Source organism: Burkholderiales bacterium (assembly GCA_023511995.1).
Taxonomy (GTDB): Bacteria; Pseudomonadota; Gammaproteobacteria; order Burkholderiales; family Thiobacteraceae; genus Thiobacter.
The window spans coordinates 35,236-56,222 of the sequence record JAIMAL010000016.1 but is presented as its reverse complement, the minus strand read 5'-3'; the positions used below and the strand labels follow the sequence as shown (position 1 = coordinate 56,222).

25 protein-coding genes are annotated in these 20,987 nt (G+C 57.4%); 10 read left to right on the top strand and 15 right to left on the bottom strand.

Annotation, left to right across the window (positions count from 1 at the left end; genetic code table 11):
• Window positions 1-93 precede the first annotated feature (93 nt).
• Entirely contained in the window at window positions 94-366 is a 273-nt protein-coding gene (locus tag K6T56_09295) for a hypothetical protein (protein ID MCL6556540.1), read from the bottom strand.
• Window positions 367-1,160: 794 nt separating this feature from the next.
• Between K6T56_09295 and K6T56_09290 the strand changes: the two genes are divergently transcribed.
• The 6 genes from K6T56_09290 to K6T56_09265 all read left to right on the top strand — a co-directional run bounded on the left by K6T56_09290 (window position 1,161) and on the right by K6T56_09265 (window position 3,480).
• Window positions 1,161-1,700: a hypothetical protein gene (locus K6T56_09290; protein MCL6556539.1), complete on the top strand. Its 540-nt coding sequence runs from the start codon at window positions 1,161-1,163 to the stop codon at window positions 1,698-1,700.
• A gap of 7 nt (window positions 1,701-1,707) precedes the next feature.
• The gene (locus K6T56_09285) at window positions 1,708-1,950 is read left to right on the top strand and encodes a DUF2789 domain-containing protein (GenBank protein ID MCL6556538.1); all 243 of its coding nucleotides are present in this window, start codon (window positions 1,708-1,710) and stop codon (window positions 1,948-1,950) included.
• A gap of 95 nt (window positions 1,951-2,045) precedes the next feature.
• A complete protein-coding gene (locus K6T56_09280; GenBank protein MCL6556537.1) occupies window positions 2,046-2,357 on the top strand; it encodes a DUF883 family protein in 312 nt (103 codons plus the stop codon).
• A gap of 6 nt (window positions 2,358-2,363) precedes the next feature.
• A complete protein-coding gene (locus K6T56_09275) occupies window positions 2,364-2,771 on the top strand; it encodes a phage holin family protein (GenBank protein MCL6556536.1) in 408 nt (135 codons plus the stop codon).
• The gene (locus tag K6T56_09270) at window positions 2,749-3,102 is read left to right on the top strand and encodes a YqjK-like family protein (GenBank protein MCL6556535.1); all 354 of its coding nucleotides are present in this window, start codon (window positions 2,749-2,751) and stop codon (window positions 3,100-3,102) included. Before K6T56_09275 ends, K6T56_09270 begins: the two co-directional genes overlap by 23 nt.
• A gap of 72 nt (window positions 3,103-3,174) precedes the next feature.
• Complete coding sequence (locus K6T56_09265; protein ID MCL6556534.1) at window positions 3,175-3,480, top strand: hypothetical protein; 306 nt, start codon at window positions 3,175-3,177, stop codon at window positions 3,478-3,480.
• Window positions 3,481-3,664: 184 nt separating this feature from the next.
• On the opposite strand, the gene K6T56_09260 is transcribed toward K6T56_09265, so the two are convergent.
• The 14 genes from K6T56_09260 to K6T56_09195 all read right to left on the bottom strand — a co-directional run bounded on the left by K6T56_09260 (window position 3,665) and on the right by K6T56_09195 (window position 14,713).
• Window positions 3,665-4,108 carry a hypothetical protein gene (locus tag K6T56_09260; GenBank protein ID MCL6556533.1) on the bottom strand — a complete coding sequence of 148 codons (444 nt, stop codon included), beginning with the start codon at window positions 4,106-4,108 and terminating at the stop codon, window positions 3,665-3,667.
• A gap of 7 nt (window positions 4,109-4,115) precedes the next feature.
• Window positions 4,116-5,249, bottom strand: a complete 1,134-nt coding sequence (locus K6T56_09255) for an NAD(P)/FAD-dependent oxidoreductase (protein MCL6556532.1) — start codon at window positions 5,247-5,249, stop codon at window positions 4,116-4,118.
• Window positions 5,250-5,305: 56 nt separating this feature from the next.
• Window positions 5,306-5,536, bottom strand: a complete 231-nt coding sequence (locus K6T56_09250) for a sulfurtransferase TusA family protein (protein MCL6556531.1) — start codon at window positions 5,534-5,536, stop codon at window positions 5,306-5,308.
• A gap of 34 nt (window positions 5,537-5,570) precedes the next feature.
• Window positions 5,571-5,960 carry a DsrE/DsrF/DrsH-like family protein gene (locus K6T56_09245; protein MCL6556530.1) on the bottom strand — a complete coding sequence of 130 codons (390 nt, stop codon included), beginning with the start codon at window positions 5,958-5,960 and terminating at the stop codon, window positions 5,571-5,573.
• A complete protein-coding gene (locus tag K6T56_09240; GenBank protein ID MCL6556529.1) occupies window positions 5,957-6,799 on the bottom strand; it encodes an ABC transporter permease in 843 nt (280 codons plus the stop codon). Before K6T56_09240 ends, K6T56_09245 begins: the two co-directional genes overlap by 4 nt.
• A 90-nt stretch (window positions 6,800-6,889) precedes the next feature.
• Window positions 6,890-7,663 (bottom strand): ABC transporter permease, encoded by a 774-nt coding sequence (locus tag K6T56_09235; GenBank protein ID MCL6556528.1) that lies wholly within the window; start codon window positions 7,661-7,663, stop codon window positions 6,890-6,892.
• 29 nt (window positions 7,664-7,692) lie between these two features.
• The gene (locus K6T56_09230; GenBank protein ID MCL6556527.1) at window positions 7,693-9,111 is read right to left on the bottom strand and encodes an ABC transporter substrate-binding protein; all 1,419 of its coding nucleotides are present in this window, start codon (window positions 9,109-9,111) and stop codon (window positions 7,693-7,695) included.
• 95 nt (window positions 9,112-9,206) lie between these two features.
• On the bottom strand, window positions 9,207-10,019 hold the full coding sequence (locus K6T56_09225; GenBank protein MCL6556526.1) for an ABC transporter ATP-binding protein: 813 nt from the start codon (window positions 10,017-10,019) through the stop codon (window positions 9,207-9,209).
• Between the two features lie 95 nt (window positions 10,020-10,114).
• Window positions 10,115-10,537 carry a hypothetical protein gene (locus K6T56_09220; GenBank protein ID MCL6556525.1) on the bottom strand — a complete coding sequence of 141 codons (423 nt, stop codon included), beginning with the start codon at window positions 10,535-10,537 and terminating at the stop codon, window positions 10,115-10,117.
• Between the two features lie 49 nt (window positions 10,538-10,586).
• Window positions 10,587-11,309 (bottom strand): thiocyanate hydrolase subunit gamma, encoded by a 723-nt coding sequence (gene scnC / locus K6T56_09215; GenBank protein ID MCL6556524.1) that lies wholly within the window; start codon window positions 11,307-11,309, stop codon window positions 10,587-10,589.
• A 29-nt stretch (window positions 11,310-11,338) separates the two neighbouring features.
• Window positions 11,339-11,710, bottom strand: a complete 372-nt coding sequence (locus K6T56_09210) for a nitrile hydratase subunit beta (protein MCL6556523.1) — start codon at window positions 11,708-11,710, stop codon at window positions 11,339-11,341.
• Window positions 11,711-11,725: 15 nt separating this feature from the next.
• Complete coding sequence (locus K6T56_09205; GenBank protein MCL6556522.1) at window positions 11,726-12,220, bottom strand: nitrile hydratase subunit beta; 495 nt, start codon at window positions 12,218-12,220, stop codon at window positions 11,726-11,728.
• A 333-nt stretch (window positions 12,221-12,553) separates the two neighbouring features.
• On the bottom strand, window positions 12,554-13,369 hold the full coding sequence (locus tag K6T56_09200; GenBank protein MCL6556521.1) for a methyltransferase domain-containing protein: 816 nt from the start codon (window positions 13,367-13,369) through the stop codon (window positions 12,554-12,556).
• Window positions 13,370-14,062: 693 nt separating this feature from the next.
• A complete protein-coding gene (locus tag K6T56_09195; GenBank protein MCL6556520.1) occupies window positions 14,063-14,713 on the bottom strand; it encodes a HupE/UreJ family protein in 651 nt (216 codons plus the stop codon).
• Window positions 14,714-14,963: 250 nt separating this feature from the next.
• Here K6T56_09195 and cynR point away from each other — a divergent pair, with 250 nt between their 5' ends.
• The 4 genes from cynR to K6T56_09175 all read left to right on the top strand — a co-directional run bounded on the left by cynR (window position 14,964) and on the right by K6T56_09175 (window position 20,424).
• Complete coding sequence (gene cynR / locus K6T56_09190; protein MCL6556519.1) at window positions 14,964-15,929, top strand: transcriptional regulator CynR; 966 nt, start codon at window positions 14,964-14,966, stop codon at window positions 15,927-15,929.
• Between the two features lie 1,613 nt (window positions 15,930-17,542).
• Entirely contained in the window at window positions 17,543-18,007 is a 465-nt protein-coding gene (locus K6T56_09185) for a hypothetical protein (GenBank protein ID MCL6556518.1), read from the top strand.
• A gap of 340 nt (window positions 18,008-18,347) precedes the next feature.
• Entirely contained in the window at window positions 18,348-19,634 is a 1,287-nt protein-coding gene (gene glcF / locus K6T56_09180) for a glycolate oxidase subunit GlcF (GenBank protein ID MCL6556517.1), read from the top strand.
• A 10-nt stretch (window positions 19,635-19,644) separates the two neighbouring features.
• Window positions 19,645-20,424, top strand: a complete 780-nt coding sequence (locus tag K6T56_09175; protein MCL6556516.1) for a transporter — start codon at window positions 19,645-19,647, stop codon at window positions 20,422-20,424.
• Window positions 20,425-20,987 lie beyond the last annotated feature (563 nt).

Sequence of the window (20,987 nt, the reverse complement as noted above, 5' to 3'; positions counted from 1 at the left end):
ACCCAGCCTGATCACGGAAAAAACGCTGCAACGTAGTGCACAGGAGTAGCAGCACGAGGCTGCCCAAAGGGAGGGTGAGCGTCTTTTGTGGCATCAACTTCTGACACCCCGCCACTCCATGCCCGCAATGCCGCCAAAGCCTGACAATAGCCCCAAAGGCCAGTCCCGCTGGGTGGATACCCCGGCCGGCGTCGGCAACCCGCTGAAGGGGATCGGGCGGACGAGGGATGTCGCCAGGGTCCCTGCGAGGGCGGGGCCGGCAACGGTGTAGACGGACAGCCGGCAAATGGCAACGGCAAACGGCGCGATGATGAAGGCGCCGCCGAGACCGTGGGTACCGCCGATGTTGCCGACCGCGAAGGCCAAGCGGAATAGGCCCGGCGTGCCAAAAAAGAGTTCCGTTCAAGAACTCCTATTCCTGGTGAGCCAAAAATGCCCCATCCAAATCGTGACATCGGCGCTCACCCCTTTCGAAGCCCCGGTACCCCCTTGGTCTGCGTGACCAACGCGTCGTCAAGCTTCGACTGCGACCGGCCCTTGCAGGGAAAAACTCGAAAGCAGGCGTCGGGCCATGTGTACCAGGACGCCGCCAGCGAAGTGCGTGAACTGGTGCGGCTTCCGCAATAGCAGGCGCGCATGTCATGGCCAATGCCGATTCCTGCCTAGCCCGGCAACGAAGACCCGGGTCACTGGCCATGCCACACGGCCTTCCCTGTTCGAGCGCCAGACACCACTGGGAATCGCACCCGGTTTGAAGGCGACACGGGTGGCACTCACCGAATGCTGGTGAAGGGCAGCACACTCACCTCAAAAGGCAGCAGCGAATGCGCCGGAGATAAGCACCGTCGCGCCGAAAACGCAATCACCAAGGCCACGAGGGAAAAGAACCACGTTTCCACACCGGCGACGGCAAGGCAAAGGTACGTTCGGTTTATTGTGATTCCCTCAAGCCGTGGTCGGTCCAATGAGAGAGCGGCAGGATCTGGCGGGGCCTCAGCCCGTCACGCCACGGCCGCTAACACCGGGACAGGAATTTACAGCGACTTGCGGCAGCGGATAGCGGCTTGTGCCCGCCACGCGCGGCTCCTGCATCGTTGGTGACGGGCGGCGGCCAAGAGGTTATAGTGTCGCTTTGATTTTCGTCCAGCCGGCAAACCCCCATGTCTCCTTCCCCCATTTTCCTCGAGCGGGCCAGACTCACAGGCGCCCTAGAGGTGCTCGACAGTCTGCATGAAGATTTCGCTCTACGTCGTGATGAGGCACAAAGCGAGGCCGCGCGCGATGCCTATGATGAAGTACTCACCGTGGTGGAAGCCCTGCAGGCCGAATACCAGCGCCGCCGGGAGGCTCTGCCAGCAGTCAGGAGCGGTCATGCCACTTTCGTTTTCCTTCTCGATGGAATGGGCAAGGTGCATCCGCTGCCCCATGGACTGTATCTCGCCCTGGTGCGCGGGGTGGCCACGGCACCGGAATTTTCCGGCAAAATCTTGCGCATCGCCGAGTGGTACGTGCGCCTGAAGGACAATGAACCGGAGGCGGTGGTGAACGAACACTACGGCTATCTCGCCTTCGATGCCGAAGGCCGCCTCGACTGGAAACGCAGCCGGCCCGAGGCGCACGAGGCCCTGCCCACTCGCGAGGAGCGGGCATGTATCGAAGCCGCCCTATTTGCTGCGCCCACCCCCGAGGTAGAGTGTTGAGGATCCCATGGAGCACGGTTTTCATCCCTTTCATGAGCTCTTCGAGCAGCTGGGATTGCCCAGTGACGGGGAGGCCATCCGCCGCTTCATCGCCGAACATTCGCCGCTGCCCCACGACGTGCCGCTCCACGCCGCGCCTTTCTGGACGCCCGCCCAGGCAGCTTTCCTGCGCGAGGCCATCGAGGCGGACAGCGACTGGGCGGAGGTGGTGGATGCCCTCAACGCCGCCCTGCGCGAGCATCCGGCATGAAGCGGGGTTGAAATTTTCTCTTCCCGGCAGCAGATTACTCTAAACCGCGGAAGTCTCCGCGGATCCCTCCCATCCACTGAAAGAAAGGTCTCACCATGGCAACGGAAGAACTCAACGCCCAGGAAAAACTCGTCGCCGACATGAAAGCTGTCATCAGCGACGCGGAAGAGGTACTCAAAGCCACCGCCGACCAGACCGGCGAAAAAATCGCCTCCCTGCGCGCACGGGTGCAGGAACGACTGCACGCAGCAAAAGCGAGGCTTGCCGCCGCGGAGGCCGTGCTGGTGGAAAAGACCAAGGCCGCGGCACGCGCCACCGATGCCTACGTGCATGAGAATCCCTGGAAGGCGGTGGGCATCGCCGCGGGCATCGGTTTCCTGGTGGGCTTCATCCTCGGCCGCCGCTGATCCTTCATGAGCACGCCCGCCGGAGGGGAAGGTCTCTTCGCCTCCCTGAAAACCCTTGCGGCCACTCTGGTCGCAATGGGGAAGACGCGCCTTGAACTCCTCTCCACGGAGATCGCCGTGGAGAAGGCGCGGCTGATGCGTCAACTCATCGTGGCGCAGCTCTTCGTCTTCTTCCTCATGCTCGCCATCGTCTTCGGCGCGTGGTGGTTGGTACTCCTTTTCGAGGCGTGGCGGGTTGGCCTCGTCGGCACCCTGGGGCTTGCCTTTCTGCTGGCTGCGCTGCTGTGCGCCCGCTGGCTCGTGCAAAGCAGCCGGCAGTCTCCGCCGCCGCTCGCCGACACCCTGGCCGAGCTGGAGGAAGACCTGGCGCAGTTGAGATCCGCGGCAGGCCATGATCAGCCGAAGAGAAGCTGAACTCCTCGCCCAGCGCACTATGCTGCGGGAACGCATTCGCCATCAGCGGAGCGCCCTTGCCACAGCGGCGCAGCCCCTCGCCCGCGCCTGCGGCCAGGTGGATCAGTTACGTGCCCTGGGGAGCGGTGTCATCCGCGCCGCACACGCCTTCACCGCGCACCACCCGTGGGCATTGGCCCTGTTCGTGGGCGTCCTGGTCGCGGTGCGTCCGCGACGTGCCTGGCGCTGGGCGGGCCGTGTGTTTTGGGCATGGCGCCTCATTCGGCGCGCGACGGCCCTCTGGCAACGTTTGACTGCTGGCAGCCCTGTGCACTTCGTTTCGCCACGCTGAAAGAGCACTGTGCTATAAAAAACCAGGGACCATCGTCCGATGGTCGCCCATTCACGACGAAAGGAGAAACGAATGAAAACCACTTTGCGGGTAGCCCTATTGGCCACTTTGGCTTTATCGGGAGTTGCGTTAGCTCAGGGTCCCCACTACCGCTTCAACCAGAACAACACCCCCGGCTGGAGCATGATGACTCCGGAGGAGAGGGCCGAGCATCGAAACAAGATGCTTGCCGCCAAGACCTATGAGGAATGCAAGCAGATTCATGAGGAACACCGCAAGGCGATGGAAGCGCGTGCAAAAGAGAAGGGCGTCACCCTCAACATGCCCCGCTATGATGCCTGTGACCGCATGCGGGCGCGCGGTTTCTTCCGCCAATAACTGTCTCGCGCCGAATCGGGGGAGGGGCGCAGACTGTGCGCCAGTCCGAAACCCAAAAAGTTCACAAACTCAATTAGGTCACGCGGAGCCTGCCTCTCTCTCCCCGAACATGGCCGCTGGAAAACATTCGGCTTTCCTTTCCATGGGCGCCTATCACCTTCGGCCCAGCTGAATGGCCCTCTTCTCACGGCTGCGCGCCCACGCCTTTTCGGTGAATTTCTCTCAAGTTCTCGCTAAGCTTACCACCAATCAACGACAACAAGCGCAATCCTTCAACCACGCCCGGCCCCCGGATAATCTCCAGCAGAGACAGAATCCCTGCAGGCGCCTGCGGTGTCGCCGCGATCTCCCGGCCCGCATGGCTAAAAGCATCAGCCATTGATACCAAGAACCGTTGATTCTCCGGCCGATCAAGCTCATGCAAAAGGTAAACAAGACCCTGATTCCGGGTCAGCCGGTCCAGCAGATTAAGTCCTTCACTCACGGCAGCCGCCAGCCTTCCCACCATCTCGTCGGTCATCGCATCGCGCGCGGCTGCGAGCAGATTGGCAAGTTCTACGATCGTCGCAATAGTTGGCTCGTCCAAGCTAAAAGGTACCGCCTCGTTCGCCGTCTGCGTGTTCATCATACCTCCCTCAGAGCAAGCCACGGACCGTTGTCCAATACATCTGGTTGTACGCCTTCTTAAACCAGTGTATCCACTTCGATGGCGGTTTCAAGTCCGGCAAATTTACGTAATCGAACGCGTTGTACGTCGCCCGATCTAGTCCCGCTTCGATGAAACAATACACCTTTCCGTCGTACTCCCGGACCGGCAAGCCAGTCTTGACCAGAGATGAGACGTTTTCTGCAACAATCTCCGCCTGAAAATGCGCAGCCGAGCCGGTTTTGCTGACCGGCAAATTGGTCGCATCGCCAATCACATAAACGTTCTCATGCCCTGCCATCGTCAGCTTATGGCGATCGGTGGGAATCCAGCCCGCTTGGCCAAGCTTATTATTTTCGATTTCCTCCATCCCTCGATGGGGCGGAATTGCGATTAGCAAATCATATTTACATTGAGTCCCTTCTTCACTATACACAATCTTTTCGACCGGATCGATCTCTTTAACGTTAAACAACGTCTCATACTCGATGCCACATTTATCGAACTCCGGCTTCGCCCACACGGCGACGTTGCGGGTCCCGTGCACCTGGTTAATGGGATAATGGTAGCGCAGTTTTACTTTGTCGCGTATTCCCCGCGCCTTAAAGAAATCATGCAGCATAAATACGGCTTCCACAGGCGCGACCGGGCATTTGTGCGGCAAAGAAACGACAATCGCAACCGTACCACCACGAAATTCCATCAAACGGCGGTACAGGCGAACTGCCCCTTCCTCTGTATAAAAATGTTCGGCTCCTTCATTTAAACCGGGAATTTCCTCTGGGACGATACGACACCCCGTCGCTATGATAAGCACATCATAGTCATATATTTTGCCCGAACGCGTCAACAGCTGGTTCTTATCCAGCTCAAATCTCTCCACCGGATCGACATGAAATTCGACAGTCTGCTCGAGTAATGACGCTTCGTCGCGGTAAAGCTCGTTGGGCATCATCTGCCCAAACGCCACGTAGAGCAGCCCGGGCTGGTACATGTGCCGGGGTGATGCCGACAGCAACACAATTTTCGCTTTATGCTGTCGAATTTCTTCCGCGAGGTGGCGCGCCAAGTGGTTCGCCGCTACGGTACCACCGGTACCACCACCGACAATGACGATCTTCATTCCCTATCTCTCCTTTCACCTGCACGCGCCCGGCCCCACAGAAGCCAGTTAGCCTTTCATTTCGCCTTCCTTACTTTGATGTGCCACACTCCGTCTATCTTCTCGCTACCGACCATCTCATGCCCAACTTTGTTCACCCACTCTGGAACATCGGTCGCCGACCCGTCATCAGTCGACAACAGCTCTACAATGTCTCCGACGTTGACCTGTTTCATGTTACTAATCAGCTCCATGAGCGGCCCTGGACAGAACGTATTACGGGCATCAACCACCTTGGTACTACTCATGTTTCGACTCCCCATCCCTTAGCCGCAACCTATCTTAGAACGTAAGTATAGGGCCGCCCTCTGCGTCCCCAAGAAACTTGGTCAACCCGGTCGGCGCGCCAAGTCCTTGCTCAAGTTGCTCCTGTTTGAGCTGGAGGATGTCCATCGCCATGGAACAAGGCAGCAGTTGCGCATCGCCCAGTTCCACCGCTTGCATAAACAACTGCTTGAACTCAGGAACCCCAGGTCTTCTCAGTTGGTCTCCGATACGCCCTTCGCTGGCCGGCTTCAGATCATGCCCCTTTATGAAAAACTCTAATGCGTTCATCGATAGAAACACCCTTACCTCGGTGCCCATCGCCGCGGCGACCGACGCTACCATCGCCGCCATCTGCAGCTTCTCCAGCGTTCCGCTCACGCAGACCACGCTGAGCTTACCACTCATTCTTGTACCCCTCTTTGCCAGGTGAAACGCCTAATCACGAACACACAGGCCGAGTCGAGTATATAGCCGACCACACCGATCACAAGAATTAAGCCCATCAAATTATCGTATTCCAAGCTTTCGCGCGCGTCCTGTATGGCATAGCCAAATCCAGATGTGACCCCAAGAAACTCCGCCGGAATGATCACGATCCAGCCCACCCCTATGGCAAGGCGAATCCCGGTCATGATGTCATAGGTAATGGCTGGAACCACGATCTTTGTCACCATGTGCCACGGTCTCGCGCCAAGATTTTTCGCCACCTTGAACCAGCTTGGGTCCACCTTGCCTAGCCCAGCCGCGGTCGCAAACATAATCGGCCACACTGCAGCGATCGCTATGAGAAAGATGATGGCTTCATCCCAGCCCCGGAACACGACGATTGCAATCGGCTCCCAGGACAAGGGGCTAATCATACGCAAAAATTGAAACGGCACATCGCTGAGCTGCTGAAACCACCGACTCCGCCCTAACGCAATCCCGATTGGAACCCCAATCGCAATTGCAATCAGCAATCCACTACCCAACCTATAGCCACTACTCTGCAACGCATTCGGAATGATTCCGCTGCTCCAGAGCTCCGGTAGCGCTTTCAGGGCGGCTTCAGGGCTAAAGTCCCGAAACTCGGCCAGGTTCGGGTTCAGAGTGATTATATGAATGCCCGCCCACCACAAGCCAAAAAGCGCGGCAAGGCCTGCTCCGAAATACCAGCTTTTCTGCGCGGTGTTCTTTGCGAAACGTGACAGGCAGTTGCCCGTCACTCCGCCGCTCACCATTTCTGTTGTCGCTGCACGTGCCATTATCTAGGACCCTGGATAATCGTTATTCGACTTTTCCCCACACCTTCGCAATGCCTAAATGCTTTCCCACTCGTTTTCCGACGGCCGCTACTAATGGTGCCAACTGTACTTTTTGACTAGGAATTTCATCACACCGTCCAGGGTGTAGCCAATTAAGCCAATAGTCAACACCAGGGCGGTTAGATGATGATAGGACAAGGTTTCGCGAGCGTCCTCGATTGCGTAGCCCAGGCCAGAGGTCACGCCCAGATATTCCGCCGGAACCAGAACGATCCACGCCACCCCCAAAGCGAGCCGCATGCCAGAGAAGACATCATAGGCAATCGCTGGCCAAACGATTTTCGTCAGCAACTGCGAAGGCCGGGCTCCAAGGTTTCTCGCCACCTTGAACCAAGCCGGATCAACCTTCGCTAGCCCAGCCGCCGTTCCATAGATGACCGGCCACACCGAAGCCATCGCAATTAGGAAAATAATTGCTCCATCCCATGTCGCAAAGATCAGTACCGCCAGCGGCGTCCAGGATAGAGGGCTAATCATCCGCACAAACTGAAAAGGGGAGTTCGCGTACGCCGCAAACCATTTACTTCGCCCCAGAACTACCCCCACCGGCACGCCGATGGCAATCGCTATTGCCAGCCCCATGCCAAGCCGGTAGCCGCTAGCGATCGACGCCGCCTGGATCTTCCCCATCTCCCATAATTCAGGGAACGCGCCGAGGGTGGGTACCAGCCCGAATTTGGCAAAGCTGGCGGTTTCCGGGTTACTGACGATCCAGTAGCCACCGGCAAGCCAGATTGCGGCGATGATGCCAATGCCCGCAACGGCGAACATTACCCGCCGCAGCTGCGTCTGGACAAGCTGCATTGCTCTTGTCGGCTGAGCCCGCAACTCAGTCATAGTTGAATGACCTCAACACGATTGAAGGGGTCACCAGTCTGGGGCACGCTCAAGTCGGCACGCCATCCTGGATTTTCCTCAAGCGCCTTCTTAACGTATGTGTACTGCACCAGGTCCTGCGCGACAAAATCAGGAGAGAGTTTCTTCACAAAGTCGATCTCCCCTCCGACCAGCAGATCGCGCATTTCTTCAACAACACGCTTGGTCGCCGAGGGATACGGCCAGGGCTGAAAATTAATCCTATGCTGTTGCCACTGTGGGTGCTTGATCGCCGGAGGCTGGCTATAATAGGCGGCGTCATAAAAGAGCAACACCCTTTCGACTACTTCTTTATCGAATGGAAGATATTTCTTGCCATCTTTTGATAGCATCTCTGCCATTGCTTTTCGATTATCCCGCAAGTGCAGTTGCGCCTTGACGATTGCGCGGTGTATGGCCTGCGCCCACTCTGCACGCGCAGGGTCCATTGCATCATCCTCGTGCATTACCACCACGCAGCACGGGTGTCCCTTCCACACATCACCGGTGAACCGAAGGATTCTGCCCCCCGCTTTGAGCTCACCTAAGGCATTGAAAGGTTCCGCCACGATATAAGCATCGATCTGCCCCGCCGCGAGGGCCGGTGGCATATCCGGCGGATTGAGTACCAAAAAGTTAACCTCGTTGGGCGCCAGCTTGGCATCTTGCGGCCGAATGACCGGGGTAAGTCCGGCATTGCGAACGATTCTCTGCGCGATAATATTGTGAATTGAATACCAGTAAGGCACAGCCAACTGTTTTCCGCCTAGCTCATGGGGCGCCATTACTCCAGATTTCTTGCTCACCACCAAGGCCGAGCCGTTGGTGTGATTCCATGCGGTGATTTTGATCGGGAATTTGTTGTAGTACCGCATGTAAATCGGCAAGGGTATCAGCATATGACTGAGATTGAATCGCTGCGCCGAGAACGCTTCCACCAAAGGCGACCAACCCCTGATCAGTGTCGGCGGCTCCGATTCAAGGCCCTCCCGCTTGAAGAAACCAAGCTCATGGGCTACCAGCAAAGTTGCGGCATCGGTAATCGGAATGTAGCCAATCTTGATTACAGGATCAAAAGGTTTTTTCTTTCTCGGCTCCTGTTGCGCCGATGCACGCGGCGCGGCCAACATCGCGCCTAGGCCGCCGGCCGCCGCTAGCGCCGCAATCTTGAGGAGGTCGCGACGGGACACCGCCGTACCGAGCACCTTGGCGAAAAGCGGATCGTAATCAAGCGCCAGATTCGGGTCTTCGGCGCCCTCTCTCACCGCCTCACTTTTTGGCATCAGCCTGCGCAGCCGCTCGCTTACACCGTGTTTTCTGTTACATAAAGTGCAGCAGCAACCATCGACATGCACCAATGGCTTCGCCTCTGTCAGCTCATCTTTTTCACGTTTCATGACAAACCTCCTTTGGCATCAAATCATCGCGGCGGATACCGATTCTCGGCGGGATCACCCGCGGGTCTTTTTGCCGCTTAGTTAGCACCGTCCTCCTAGCTACTACTTGACCCTCCCGTTGCAGCAACCTGCTGGGCACTGCCACCACCTCTTGCAACCGCCTCCTGGAAGGCGGACAAAAGCTGTGCACGCAGTTTTTGTACCGCTGGATCACTACGTTCCCTTGGGTCAGGCAAATCTATGGTCATTTCACGCATGATCGTGCCGGGCGAACCTGCCATGATGACAGCCCGATCCGCCATAATGACAGCTTCGTCGATATCATGCGTGACTATGATGATATTGAAGCCTAGCCGCTTAGCGATGGAACGCACATCTTTTTGCAAGGCCGCCCGGGTAAACGCGTCCAAAGCGGAAAAAGGTTCGTCAAGGAGCAGAAGTTCCGGTTCCATGACCAGGGATCGCGCTAGCGCAACCCGTTGTTGCTGACCACCAGAAAGATCCTGCACGTTGGATTCCGCAAACTCTTCCAGCTCAACCAATCGAATCGCGTCATTGACACGTTTTTCAATCTCCGCCTTGCTCCATTTCCCGAAGGTCAGCCCGACCCCCACGTTTTGACGTACGGTCATCCAGGGGTACAAATGGGGCGCCTGGAACATCATTACCCAGCGGGGTGAAGGGCCCAAAACCTCCGTCCCGTTGAGTACCACACGTCCTTCGCTAGGCTTTAGTAAGCCCGCGATGATGTGAAGCAGCGTAGACTTGCCGCAACCGGAGCGCCCGATGATGGCAAGTGCTTCTCCAGGCGGTGAGACCAAATCGACACGCGAAAAAGTCACTTGCTTTCGCCCGGGATAGCGATGCGAAAGCCCCTCGATCCTCATTTCCGTCCCACGAATTGCCATCGACTCAAATCCCCTTGGTTGCGCCTAAGGTACGGTGCGCCTGCATTGCGAGTCACAAGAGACGCGCCAGCATAGGGTCACGCGGCCAGACTGAATTAAACGCTCCGCAATCGTTCCCCTACCTCCTGCAGCTTCCGCGCAAGCTCCTCTTCTGTAAAGAAGCCGCGTTTCAGCATGGAATGCGCTAACGCAAGCAGCTGACGCTCAGGATAGGGAACTTCCGCGTAAATCGTTTCTGCCAGATCATCTTCTTCCGCGCGCCTTTCTAGGGACGGCAGGGCGCAGGAACCAGGCTCGATCTCGTCGTAGGACTTGACACAGGAGTCCCCTGCCAGCAGATCACAAGTGGCTTCCAGATCAATCTTCCATGGTGGATCTGGATTTGTTACCCCATATTGCGCAGCGAGATCCTCCCATACTCTTCCCCTCGCCCGCAGTTCCTCCAGGATGGGTATCGGACGAAGCTCGCTTCCATCCCACGTCCTGTACCCTACCGTGCCCGTTTGCTGTTGAGACATGCCACCCTCCTTCTCGCACGAAGCGTCACCCTCCGGTACAATCCCCCTACTAGTGGTCATGATGGACCGGCCGCCTCGCCTTGAGAACGGGCCGTTTCGCGTTTGTCGTGACTCCCGGTTTCGGCACGGCCACGCCGATCAAACAGTCACGCGTCACAATCTCCGCCAATTGCTCCTCGGTCCACCCCTCGGTCCCCTCTGGCCGAACGGGAAGAACGATGTATCGCGTCTTCTGGTTCGAATCCACAACCCGAATCTCAACGTCCGGATCAAGTTGCAAACCGAACTCGGCCAACACTTGCCGAGGCCACCTGACCAAGCGCCGGCGATAATTTGGCGTGCGATACCACTCTGGTGATTGCCCCAAGATCGGACGCGGGTAGCAAGAGCAAAGCGTACACACCACGACGTGTTTGAGTTTCGGTGTATCTTCCAAAACGCGAAGGTGGCAATAATCGCTCGGCGTCCCAAATTTTGTCGGAGGCGTCAGAACCCAGTCCACGCCGACGGCCTTGCTCGCAGCGACACCGTCTTCCACTGCAAGCTTCTTAAACTCGGGATCAAGCCACGCCTTTGCCACCAATCTCGCCGCGGGAAGTGGCCCCAAGCTGTGTACGTACTCTTTCCACACGCGGTGATCCTCAGCCGAAAAAAGCCCTTTCTCGATCGCGAGTTCACGTACCGCCATTTCAAGAATTTCAAAGTCGCTCACCTCATCTACCATTGGGGCGGGAGCGTGCTCGTGTTCATGGGGATGAGTGTCCATCGTCATTTCCTAGACTCCTTATCAAACAGCAATGCTCATGCCAGTTCGAGATAACGTTCAGGAATTTCTGTTTCCACGCTATCGTTACCGTACACATCGAGGTACTCCGGCCACAGGTCCTTCTGTTTGAAGACAATGCTGTAGAACCATTCTACGTGTTCTTCGTTGCCGAAGGCCTCGTCTTCTGCCGCAGGGCTCTCATAGACCAGCCTGACAATAGTCCCTACCGCTCCCCGTGTATATGTCTGCGTTCGCGTGTAAAACAGATCTGGAATATCCTTGATGCGCACGCGATCGCCGACTTTGAATTTTGGTGGGCCGGCCATCCCCTTGAAGCATTGCGGGTCGCCGATACCCGTGGCCATTTTGGCATGATGTTCCCTGTCCCAATGTGGTTTAGTGCTCATGGATCCACCTCTCGCTCACTTGCTCTCCGATGCGTTTTTAGGGGGAAGATATTCACCCAGTCCTTCACCTCTAGCTACACGCTCCCTCAGTTCCATGATCTTGTAGTGCAGCTCGGTGAGGGTGATGAACTGCTTATCGATCATGATGCGCGCAGCGGCAAGCAACCACCGCCCATAATAGGGGAGCCCAAGGTAGGCCGTTTGCCCAATATCCACGTTTTGCCTTCTGCGTCTCTCCTCGGCAGTCCACACGCCCCGCCACGCCAGACATTCGCATGTCGCGAAAGTGTTAAGCTCCCACAGTTCTTCTTCCTTTTCGTGAAACACGTGCGGCAGGCCAGGGATGTCCGGCTCACCGCCTATGTCGTGTGCTGTGCGTGTGTAGGCCCGGAAGAGAGTGTGGTCGATTTCGGTGGGCGCTGGTGCATGGGTTTGTTTATGTAGCGCCGGTTGAAGCAGCGGTGTAGTGTCCAGATGTCTAAGGACTTCCTGCCTTACTGTCTCTGACATTGCTGTTCTCCTCTATTGACGTACTGATCGTACTGGTATTGATCGACACAGCCTCGATGGCCCCGCCATCTAAGCTCGCCCAAGCTCCTCACCCCAAGAATTCGCGCAGCAACCCTAGCGCACGGCAAACGTCCTACTCTTATGTGTAACTTAGACCGAGGTTTACCTCAGATCCAATAGGGATTCAAAATCTCAGTCATAGGGATTCCCAATACCCTGGCCTAGCTACCCCCGCGCCCGCCGGCCTACCTAACGACCATCCGGGGCGAAGCGCCCGATACGTTAGCTCGCGCACCGCGTTCAGCTCGACTGTGCATCCCATCGTTTAGGCCCTTAGGATCTCGTAATCAAAAAGGTGTAATAATTACAGGATGCAAAAAAAGTGCCTTTTTCCCATGCCTGGCTTTGATAAGCATACCAACATGCAACCGCTGACGTCGGCAGCATGCCCGACTGTTCTACGTAGGGGACAAATGTTTCCGCAAAAGAACGAAAGTAACTTGCATATCCAATTTCCGTGACGGCGTCACCCCACGCGTCAAGCACCCTGAGCCCACATGCTGGTAGCAACCGCGGCAGATCCTGAATAAGAGCAGGGTTGTTAAAGGTGCAATTCGCAAGTGCCATATTCATTTCCTGGGCCAGGTGATGGTCCGGATACGCATAACTCAGTGAACTGTAATCCCCATCAAAAATGACCATCGTTCCACCAGGTCTCAAAACTCTCCCCATTTCCACTAATGCAGACATCGGGTCGGTGACATGGCTCAAGAGCGTATTGGCTATGACAATATCGAAGGTGGCGTTAGGATAGCCAAGTTGGTGTACATCTCCTGTGCGAAAGGTCAGCCGGTCTAGCAGCCCTTCAGCGTTGGCGAAGTGAACCGCAGCGTCGATAAACTCTTGGCTTTGGTCGATGCCAAAACCCAGTCCTGTGAAGTCATCGCGTTTTAGCAAGCGCCTTAAAAAAGCCCCGGTGCCGCATCCGACATCCAGAACCAAGGGTTGCTCTGCCAGATTCAGCTGGCCGAGATATTTGTCAAGCAATGTTGTGAAAACGGGGTCTTGCGCACGACTCTCAAGACGCCTGATTAACTGCTGAACTGCTGCCGGGTCGAGATCGTTAACGTAGCGATAGGGGTCCCTCATCATGGCCCCCTGGGTTGGCCAGCCGCGCCTGGTAGGCGACCAAACCTTTAGCTTGGCTGCCCTCACCCCGGACTCCGCGGCCCTATCACCCACCAGGCGCTCCCGTTTCCTATCGTCACCCGCCCGAGCCAAACCTCAATTCCTCCACACGAGCACTTTCCAGAGTCTCCCCCCGTCACCCCACTTAATGGGGCCCTTTCTTGTGGACTCAGGGGCAAGCGAGTCACTTGAAAGCTCTTTTCCCTTGGTCATTTGACGAAGATGCTGTTTCGGACTCGGCTCTGTTTGCGGTTTTCATGGTTTTGATGGTGGACCACACCTCACACAGCATGTCAGCCTACCCTCCGCACTGGGAGATCTCGGCTCGGGGCGCCCTAGCCCTCTTAGGAACTCCTCGACCCAACCTGCCAAAGATCAGGGGCGGCGCCGGCGGGACAGGAAGCGTGCGATCCCTCTCCAAACTCGTTGGCCGCTTCTTGCTGTTCAGCTGTCCTATTCAAACGCATGGGGGAGACCCATCACCCGACTACGCATCCATCCCTTCCGGCAACCCAGTTAAAAGCGCACCTCCTGTCTCTTTGAGCTACCCCTCAATTGCCTCGGCTGCGGGCTAGCTGCGAGGGAGGAATTAGGGGGGCACCGGGCAGAGAGACCCTTCTCTGGTAGGATCTGCTCTGAGCCGCCCTGCCCCATTTACGCAACGCGAAGGGCCATAAACACAGTGCCAACGGCAAGCGCGGCAACGCTAGCGAGCCGGACAGTCCAGGTTTGCACACGGGGAGCGGCTACCCCGAGTCGCTCAATGGCGAACGCACCAAGGGCAATCACTGCATATTGCACCAAAGCAAATCCAAGCAAGTACGCAACCAACGGCGTAGGTTCAGCACCGACGATCGACTCCCCATAGACATAGCCGTGCACGAGCCCGCTCAGCGCAAAAAACCCACTTAACGCCAAGGCACGCAGGTGCAAGCGCGCGAGAACAAGGACTGCCCCGAGAATTATGCTTGTCGCCACCAGAACCTCTGCAAGTGGCAGATTCGTGGCCTCAAGATGGATAGCTGTTCCTGCTATGGTTGCAACAACAAAAGCTAGCGGCGCTAACCAGCGGTGAGTGCCTCGCAGCACGGTCGTCAGAAAGATCGCGACGACGAGGAAAAATAGATGATCGATATCGATGACGGGATGCGCCAAGCCAGACAGTAACCCTTGTTCAAAAGTCGCTGGGGTCTGCCCGTCCATCATGTGATGGGCGAATGCAGCTGGTACCACTCCCGCGGTCAAACCTCCGGCCAACAGACGTGCCCCAAAGCGGTGCGTGTTAAAGTAGAGTCGTAGATTCATCGCTGATCTCCTCGTCTTGGTTGTTCACATCCATCAGGTCTTCCCGCCAAACCCCAGCCCTGAGCACGCCGCCCAGGCGGCAAAGTCGGGCGGAGCTCGACGGTCGGTTAATGTGCCATTGCAGGCGAACACAAAATCCTTTGCTTCGACGATCACGCGGCATCGCTTCCGCGTGGCCCAATCAAAGTGTATAGTAGGGTTCTGTTGAGGCACCAAGATCAATTTCCGATGGGTCTTATAGGGTTTGGCTATGGACCGAAACCCTGCCTTCCCCAGAGCTCTGCGCTACCTGCTGGCCATTGCGGAGACCGGGAGCTTTACGCGCGCTGCAGAGGTGCTATACGTATCACAGCCCTCTCTGTCCCAGCAGATCAAGCAACTAGAGGACCTTCTCGGCGTCCAACTCCTTGACCGTTCCGGGCGTGCTACGCGTCTTACCCCGGCAGGGGAGGTGTATGTCTACCATGCGAGGCGCGCCCTGCGAGAGCTTGAGCTGGCACGGCGGGCAGTCCAAGAGTTGGATGACTTGAGCCGCGGTTCTCTGCGGATCGGAATGACGCCCATCACAGATGTGCTTGCGGTATCGCTGCTCGAACAGTTCTCGCGTCGCTTTCCTGCGATCAACGTTAGCGTTACCGAGATGCCGCAGCGCGACATTGTGTCCGCACTCGGTGCCGACGAAATCGACCTGGGGATCGCCTTCAGCAGTGCGCTCTCAGCGCATTCCACGACGGATGAAGTCGACAGCGTCATGTTGTTTGTTGAGCAGCTAGTTCTCGCTGTTGCTGCCCATCATCCCATCTCCGCGCATGGTGGCCCGGTGCCCAAACATGTACTCGAGGAGTACCCCCTCGTCATGTTCAGCACCGATTACGAACTGCGTCGACAGGTCGACCAGTACTGCATGGACTATGGCGTTTCTCCTCAGGCACGGATGGAAGTCACCTCGCTGAGTGTCATTCTTGAACTTGTCCGGCTTGGGCACTTAGTAACTGTGCTGCCGCGGACACTCGTGTGCGCCCAGCATGGCTTACAACCCATAAGCCTGCTGCCGGAGCTACCCCGTCACACGATATGTCTTCTGTGTAGGAAAGATGGGTACAAAAGCCCCGCCTGCCGCGCCTTTGGTGCCCTCGCTCTCACTTGGGCGACAGAACGATGCCCCCTTGGCTCCAACTCTGCGCCATGTCCTGCGGGAAGCAACTGTAGTTCTTAGAATTGAGCCGCCCGCAGGCATGCTGTGACGATGGGTCACCCGCGTTCGTCAAGGGTTGCGTGGAGCGCGCAGCTTGCATCCTGACTACCTTGCTGCGAATGGTGAATCAACCCTGGGGCGACTCACGTCGAAAACCAGGAGGTGGTCAACGCATCGATTACTTATTCGCCGTCAGGCATGGCCTGGTCCCAGGCCGATCACCCCGCGGTGGAACAGGTCGATTTACATCGCTCCAGCCACCCAGCCATCACTCCCTCCAAGGTCTGTCATATCCTCGCTCTATACCCGATTCGGTGCTGCCATGGCGCGGTTCCGGAGAGCAGACGCTCCCCGCAGACCGGCCGTGGCTGGTGTCAAACTGGGCGTTTCGTGGTGTCTCGGAGGCAGTGGGCCGTCCTTGTCGCCTCTCCGACCGTCTGCCCATCCCATCGGACACCTTGGAGTCACGCCGCCAAAAGCCAGCGATCATCCTCGGGCTGCCGCAAGTCCTTAAGACTGCTCCTGAATGAGGTGACTCGGGTCAGTTACTCGCCAACGGTCGGAAAGCGCCGATGGCTCGCACTGCTTTCAGGCTCGATGGCCGCTGCTCGACAGAGAGGACAGCGCGAATCGTTACCCGCGGCTCGTACTTCACCTACCGATCGAAACAGATAGATGGCCCCCTACGCACAGCCTTTGCGTAGGATGCCATGGCCTTCTCGAGGATACCGTTATCTCTAAGGTTGCGCGGCACACTGCGAGTTGCAGGCTACGGCGTTTCGAACCGCCGGTTGAGCTGCTATTCCCGGCGGTCTAGACCACGTTACCGACCGCCCGGTCGACCAAACCCGGCTCTCCGCGCGCCTGCCTAACGAAGCTATCCTGCCTTTACACGCCTGCGCGCGAGCGCCTTCAAGTCCGCAATGTTCTTTTACCCAAGCACCCTGAGCATCTTTCCCCATCCCCTCCGCGCATTTTTTGACGTAGTTTTGCAAGGCATAACTGCGGCAGACGACCACGAACAGAAAACCCCTAGCCCCGCGGTAGCAGTCGGCCGGCTGAAACGGCCCGGTGGAGCGAGGGACCTCGCCCTGCGAATTCCTCCTGTTTTGGCATGCCGGACTGCCGGGCGTGTAGGGAAAGACCCCGCTTAGCAGGTACCCTGCGACTTCGTCGCACAGCACCGCTTATAGCCGCCGTCGTCCCTGGCGAGTCCTGCCAAAGACCAGCTGTTAGGTCCCGGACGATTGTATGGAGACAAAACGACGTGCATTATTCGTCAGCCACAAGGTGATGTGGGAGCTGATTGATAACTCCCCAGCAAAGGGACATGGACATCGGACTGTAGTATAAGAACGCCGCGACCCCGCCGGCGAGGCGGGCGTATATGCAAAGCCCGTCGTTGTTGGTCGCGCAAGGTGCGGCTGAACTAGCTTCTTCTGCAGACACCCTTCGGCGCAGGAAGAGCCGCGACAGCGTCGAAGACCGACCGCATACTGCGCATCCACTGCAAACCACCCTCACGCCCGCGCAGGGAGCCGTGGGATCACGCTGCGCGCCCCCGTTGCTGCCTCTGGACGATCTCTTCATCGTCGTGCGCGAGCTCGTCCACGAAGGCATGTCGCCGCTCGCCCTTGCACCACCTGCTGGTTCGGCAAGGGGGATCTCGCATAGCCGCTGCAGTCGGTGAGAAGCCGGGGCACGAGACGTTCGAGAGCGATGAGCCGGGCTTTGTGCATCTCTACGTTAAGTATCTACCTAAGACCCCTGAAGAGGAGCACCGCCGCCACCTCTTTCTCGCCGTCGACCGTGCAACACGCTGGATGTTCGTGAAGCTCTATGCCGACAAGACGGCGGCTTGTGGGCGTGCCTTTTGGGCCGCACTGCCTAAGAGCTGCCCGCCGCGCAGCAAAACGCTACTGAGGGAAAACGGCACGGCGTTCACGGACCGCCTGTTTGGCTCCAAGGATCACCAAGCGACGGCTGAACACGAATTTGATCGACCTTGTGCTGCGCCCGAGATCGCGCCCCCTCTGACCCAAGCGCCGCACATCACCGACCAACGTGCTGGTAGAGCGCTTCAATGGTCGGAGCCCTGAGATCCTGACCACGTACCACTTCAAGAGTGTGGACGACTTGGAGACCGCCTTGCACATTATGTCTGGCCATACAACCCTCTTCTAGCGCCGAAAGCGCTTGGCCGCGCTGCCCCATGGAAGCCATGAAAAGTGGTATGCTCAAAGCCCTTATCTGTTCGTTAAACCAACACTAAGCGTTCGGGATTCGACGAGCAGCCTCAGTCATACCGGATTCCTATAGCTGCCATCCGCAAAAATTCTTAGACAAACCGTTAAAAGCTATCCATCTTAATTGTGGGTTACCTCTAGGAAGAATCCCTTCCGGCACGATCCGGAGTTGCTGCCATGGAGTGCGCTGGACATGCTTGTGGAGACCGCTGAGCGTTTTCGTCAAATCCCATTTGGCCGGGAGGCGGCACGGCTTATTGACGCATGTGTACAGTGTGGGCAGTGCACAGTCCGTTGCCCAACGTTCCGCCTGACCAACGATGAATGGGACGGCCCACGCGGTCGGATCTATCTGACCAAGCAATTCCTCGAGGACAGAGCACCAACCCTGCATTTGCTTCCGCCGGCGTATGAACTACGTAGGCTGACTAGTCCGGATTTCCGCCAGGACGTGCGCTTCTACCTGGATCGCTGTCTGGGCTGCCGCTCGTGCGAAGCAAGCTGCCCCCAGGGTGTGCGTTACGGCCGTCTACTTGATTTTGCACGTGTGCTGCTCGAGAGGGAAATGCCGCGGCCCCTGAAGGAGAGAGTTCTACGTCAGCTGGTCCGCTCGATTGTTCCGTATCCCGCTCGCTTCACACTGGCGCTGCGCACGGCGCAACTGCTGAGACCCTTATTACCAGCGAGCGCACAGCGGCTGATTCCTCCACTTGTACGATCAAAAAGGCACACATGGCCACAGCCGTCACACAGGCGGACGATGGTGGTTTGGCAGGGCTGCGTGCAACCCGCACTGGCTCCTGGCATCAACTTCGCAGCCGCGCGCGTGTTGGATCGCTTGGGTATCTCTCTCGTTCCGGCGAAGTCTGGATGTTGCGGCGCGATCAGCCTGCACATGGGGATGTGGGACGAAGCCCAGCAATTTATGCGAAAAGCCATTGATTCTCTCTGGCACCATGTGAATGCTGGTGCTCAGGCAATTGTCGTCACCTCGAGTGGCTGCGGCATGCATTTGCGTGAATATGGAGAGCTCTTGGCCGACGATCCTGCTTACCGCGAAAAGGCACAACGCGTGAGTTCGCTGGTTCGCGACGTTGCCGAGGTCATTACGGCCGAGTGGGCACCCGGTCAGCCACCCGAGGTGATCCAACGCGAGGAAACGCGGATCACCTTTCAGGCGCCTTGCAGCCTTCAGCACGGAGAAAAGTTGGCGGGAGTTGTAGAGGCTCTTCTGCGCCGTACCGGCTATAAGGTCTTACCGGTGGCCTATGGTTTCACATGCTGCGGAGCGGCTGGTTCGTACAAATTGTTCCAGCCGAAAATAGCAGAACAACTTCGGCAGCAGAAACTTAAGACGCTCGTCACGGGACGTGCCGAGCTCATCGCAACAGCCAACATCGGCTGCCTTACACACCTGGCCGCAGCATCCCCCCTTCCTGTCTATCATTGGCTTGAGCTCCTTGATGCTCGCCTAAAGTGAAAGAGGAGGTATGGTTTTTCCGCTTCGTAAGCGCTACTGCTTGATCACCGCCTTGCTCCTCGTGAGCGGGCCGATGAACCAGACACACGCAGCGCATCCCCTGATTACAGAAGATACCGCGACCCAGGGTGCGGGCAGATTCCAACTGGAAGTAGCCCACGACTCGGCGAGGTTAAAAACTGATGGTAGCAAGATGCGGCAGGACGTGTATAGGATCACGCTCTCTGCAGGACTTGACGATAAGCTCGACGTGATCGTTGGTTTGCCTTACCAACGCAATCGAGACTCTTCAGGAGGTCCCTCAGCGCAAACACAGACCGAAGGCTTTTCTGACCTCGCTATCGCTCTCAAATGGCGCTTCTACGAGGAGGCACAACTAAGTTTCGCCTTGCGCCCGGATTTTAGTCTGCCTACCGGGGAAAACGGACTGAGCGCCAATCGCGTCATTCCCAGTATTTTCGGCGTCATGACCTATCGCATGCCCCATTGGACCACACACCTTCACGTCGGCTATACGCGCAACTTCTACGACTCTGAACCTCAGCGCAAACACCTACACCACCTTTCGGCCGCGGCCGAGTACCATATCAATTCCAGCTTGCGGCTCGTCAGCGACCTTAGCCAGCAGACCAACCCAAAGCTTGGAGAGACGGCCTACGTCAGGTCGCTCCTTCTTGGAGCGATATTCTCCCCTACCCCGGACTTCGATATCGATTTTGGCCTACGTTTCGGCCTGACTGACAGCGCTCCCAACACGAGCTGGCTGTTCGGTCTCACGTTTCGGTGGTAGGGCAGGCTTTCACCATAAAATCACGCCCTCGTCAGGGTGTGTCTCCCTTCTCTCCTAAGGTTGTGCACAAGCTTGTGTCACCGGCCTATTCCAGTAGTTGCCCTTCCGACTGATCGCGCAAGTCATTCGGTTTGTGACAAGACCTGCCCGAAACACCTCGTTTGTGTACCCGCTGCTTTCCCCTCACTGAGTGGGTAATTAGTTCAGCACAGGTTTTCTCTTTAACCATGGCTGGCCTCTTCACCCTTGAGCAGGTCGATCACCATCGACAGGCCTGCCAGTCCCCCCATCTGGGTGCGGCCGTAACACATCCATTCCATGCCCGATTCGACGCTGTGAGGCAAAGCGCCACTGCGTAAATCCTACGCAACCGGCCCGCTCTGCCTGGGTCACGCGTGGACCTTCTCGCCGCCTATGCCATCGCCCTGCTATCACACTTAGGTCCTTATCTTCCTAAGAATGCCATGGCAGCGTTCTGGTATTTCCGGTGCGATACCAGGGCCCCGCCACGCGGACCCGTTGTCCTGCTGGTAATGAGGCAGGCGCATCCTGGGTGATGCATG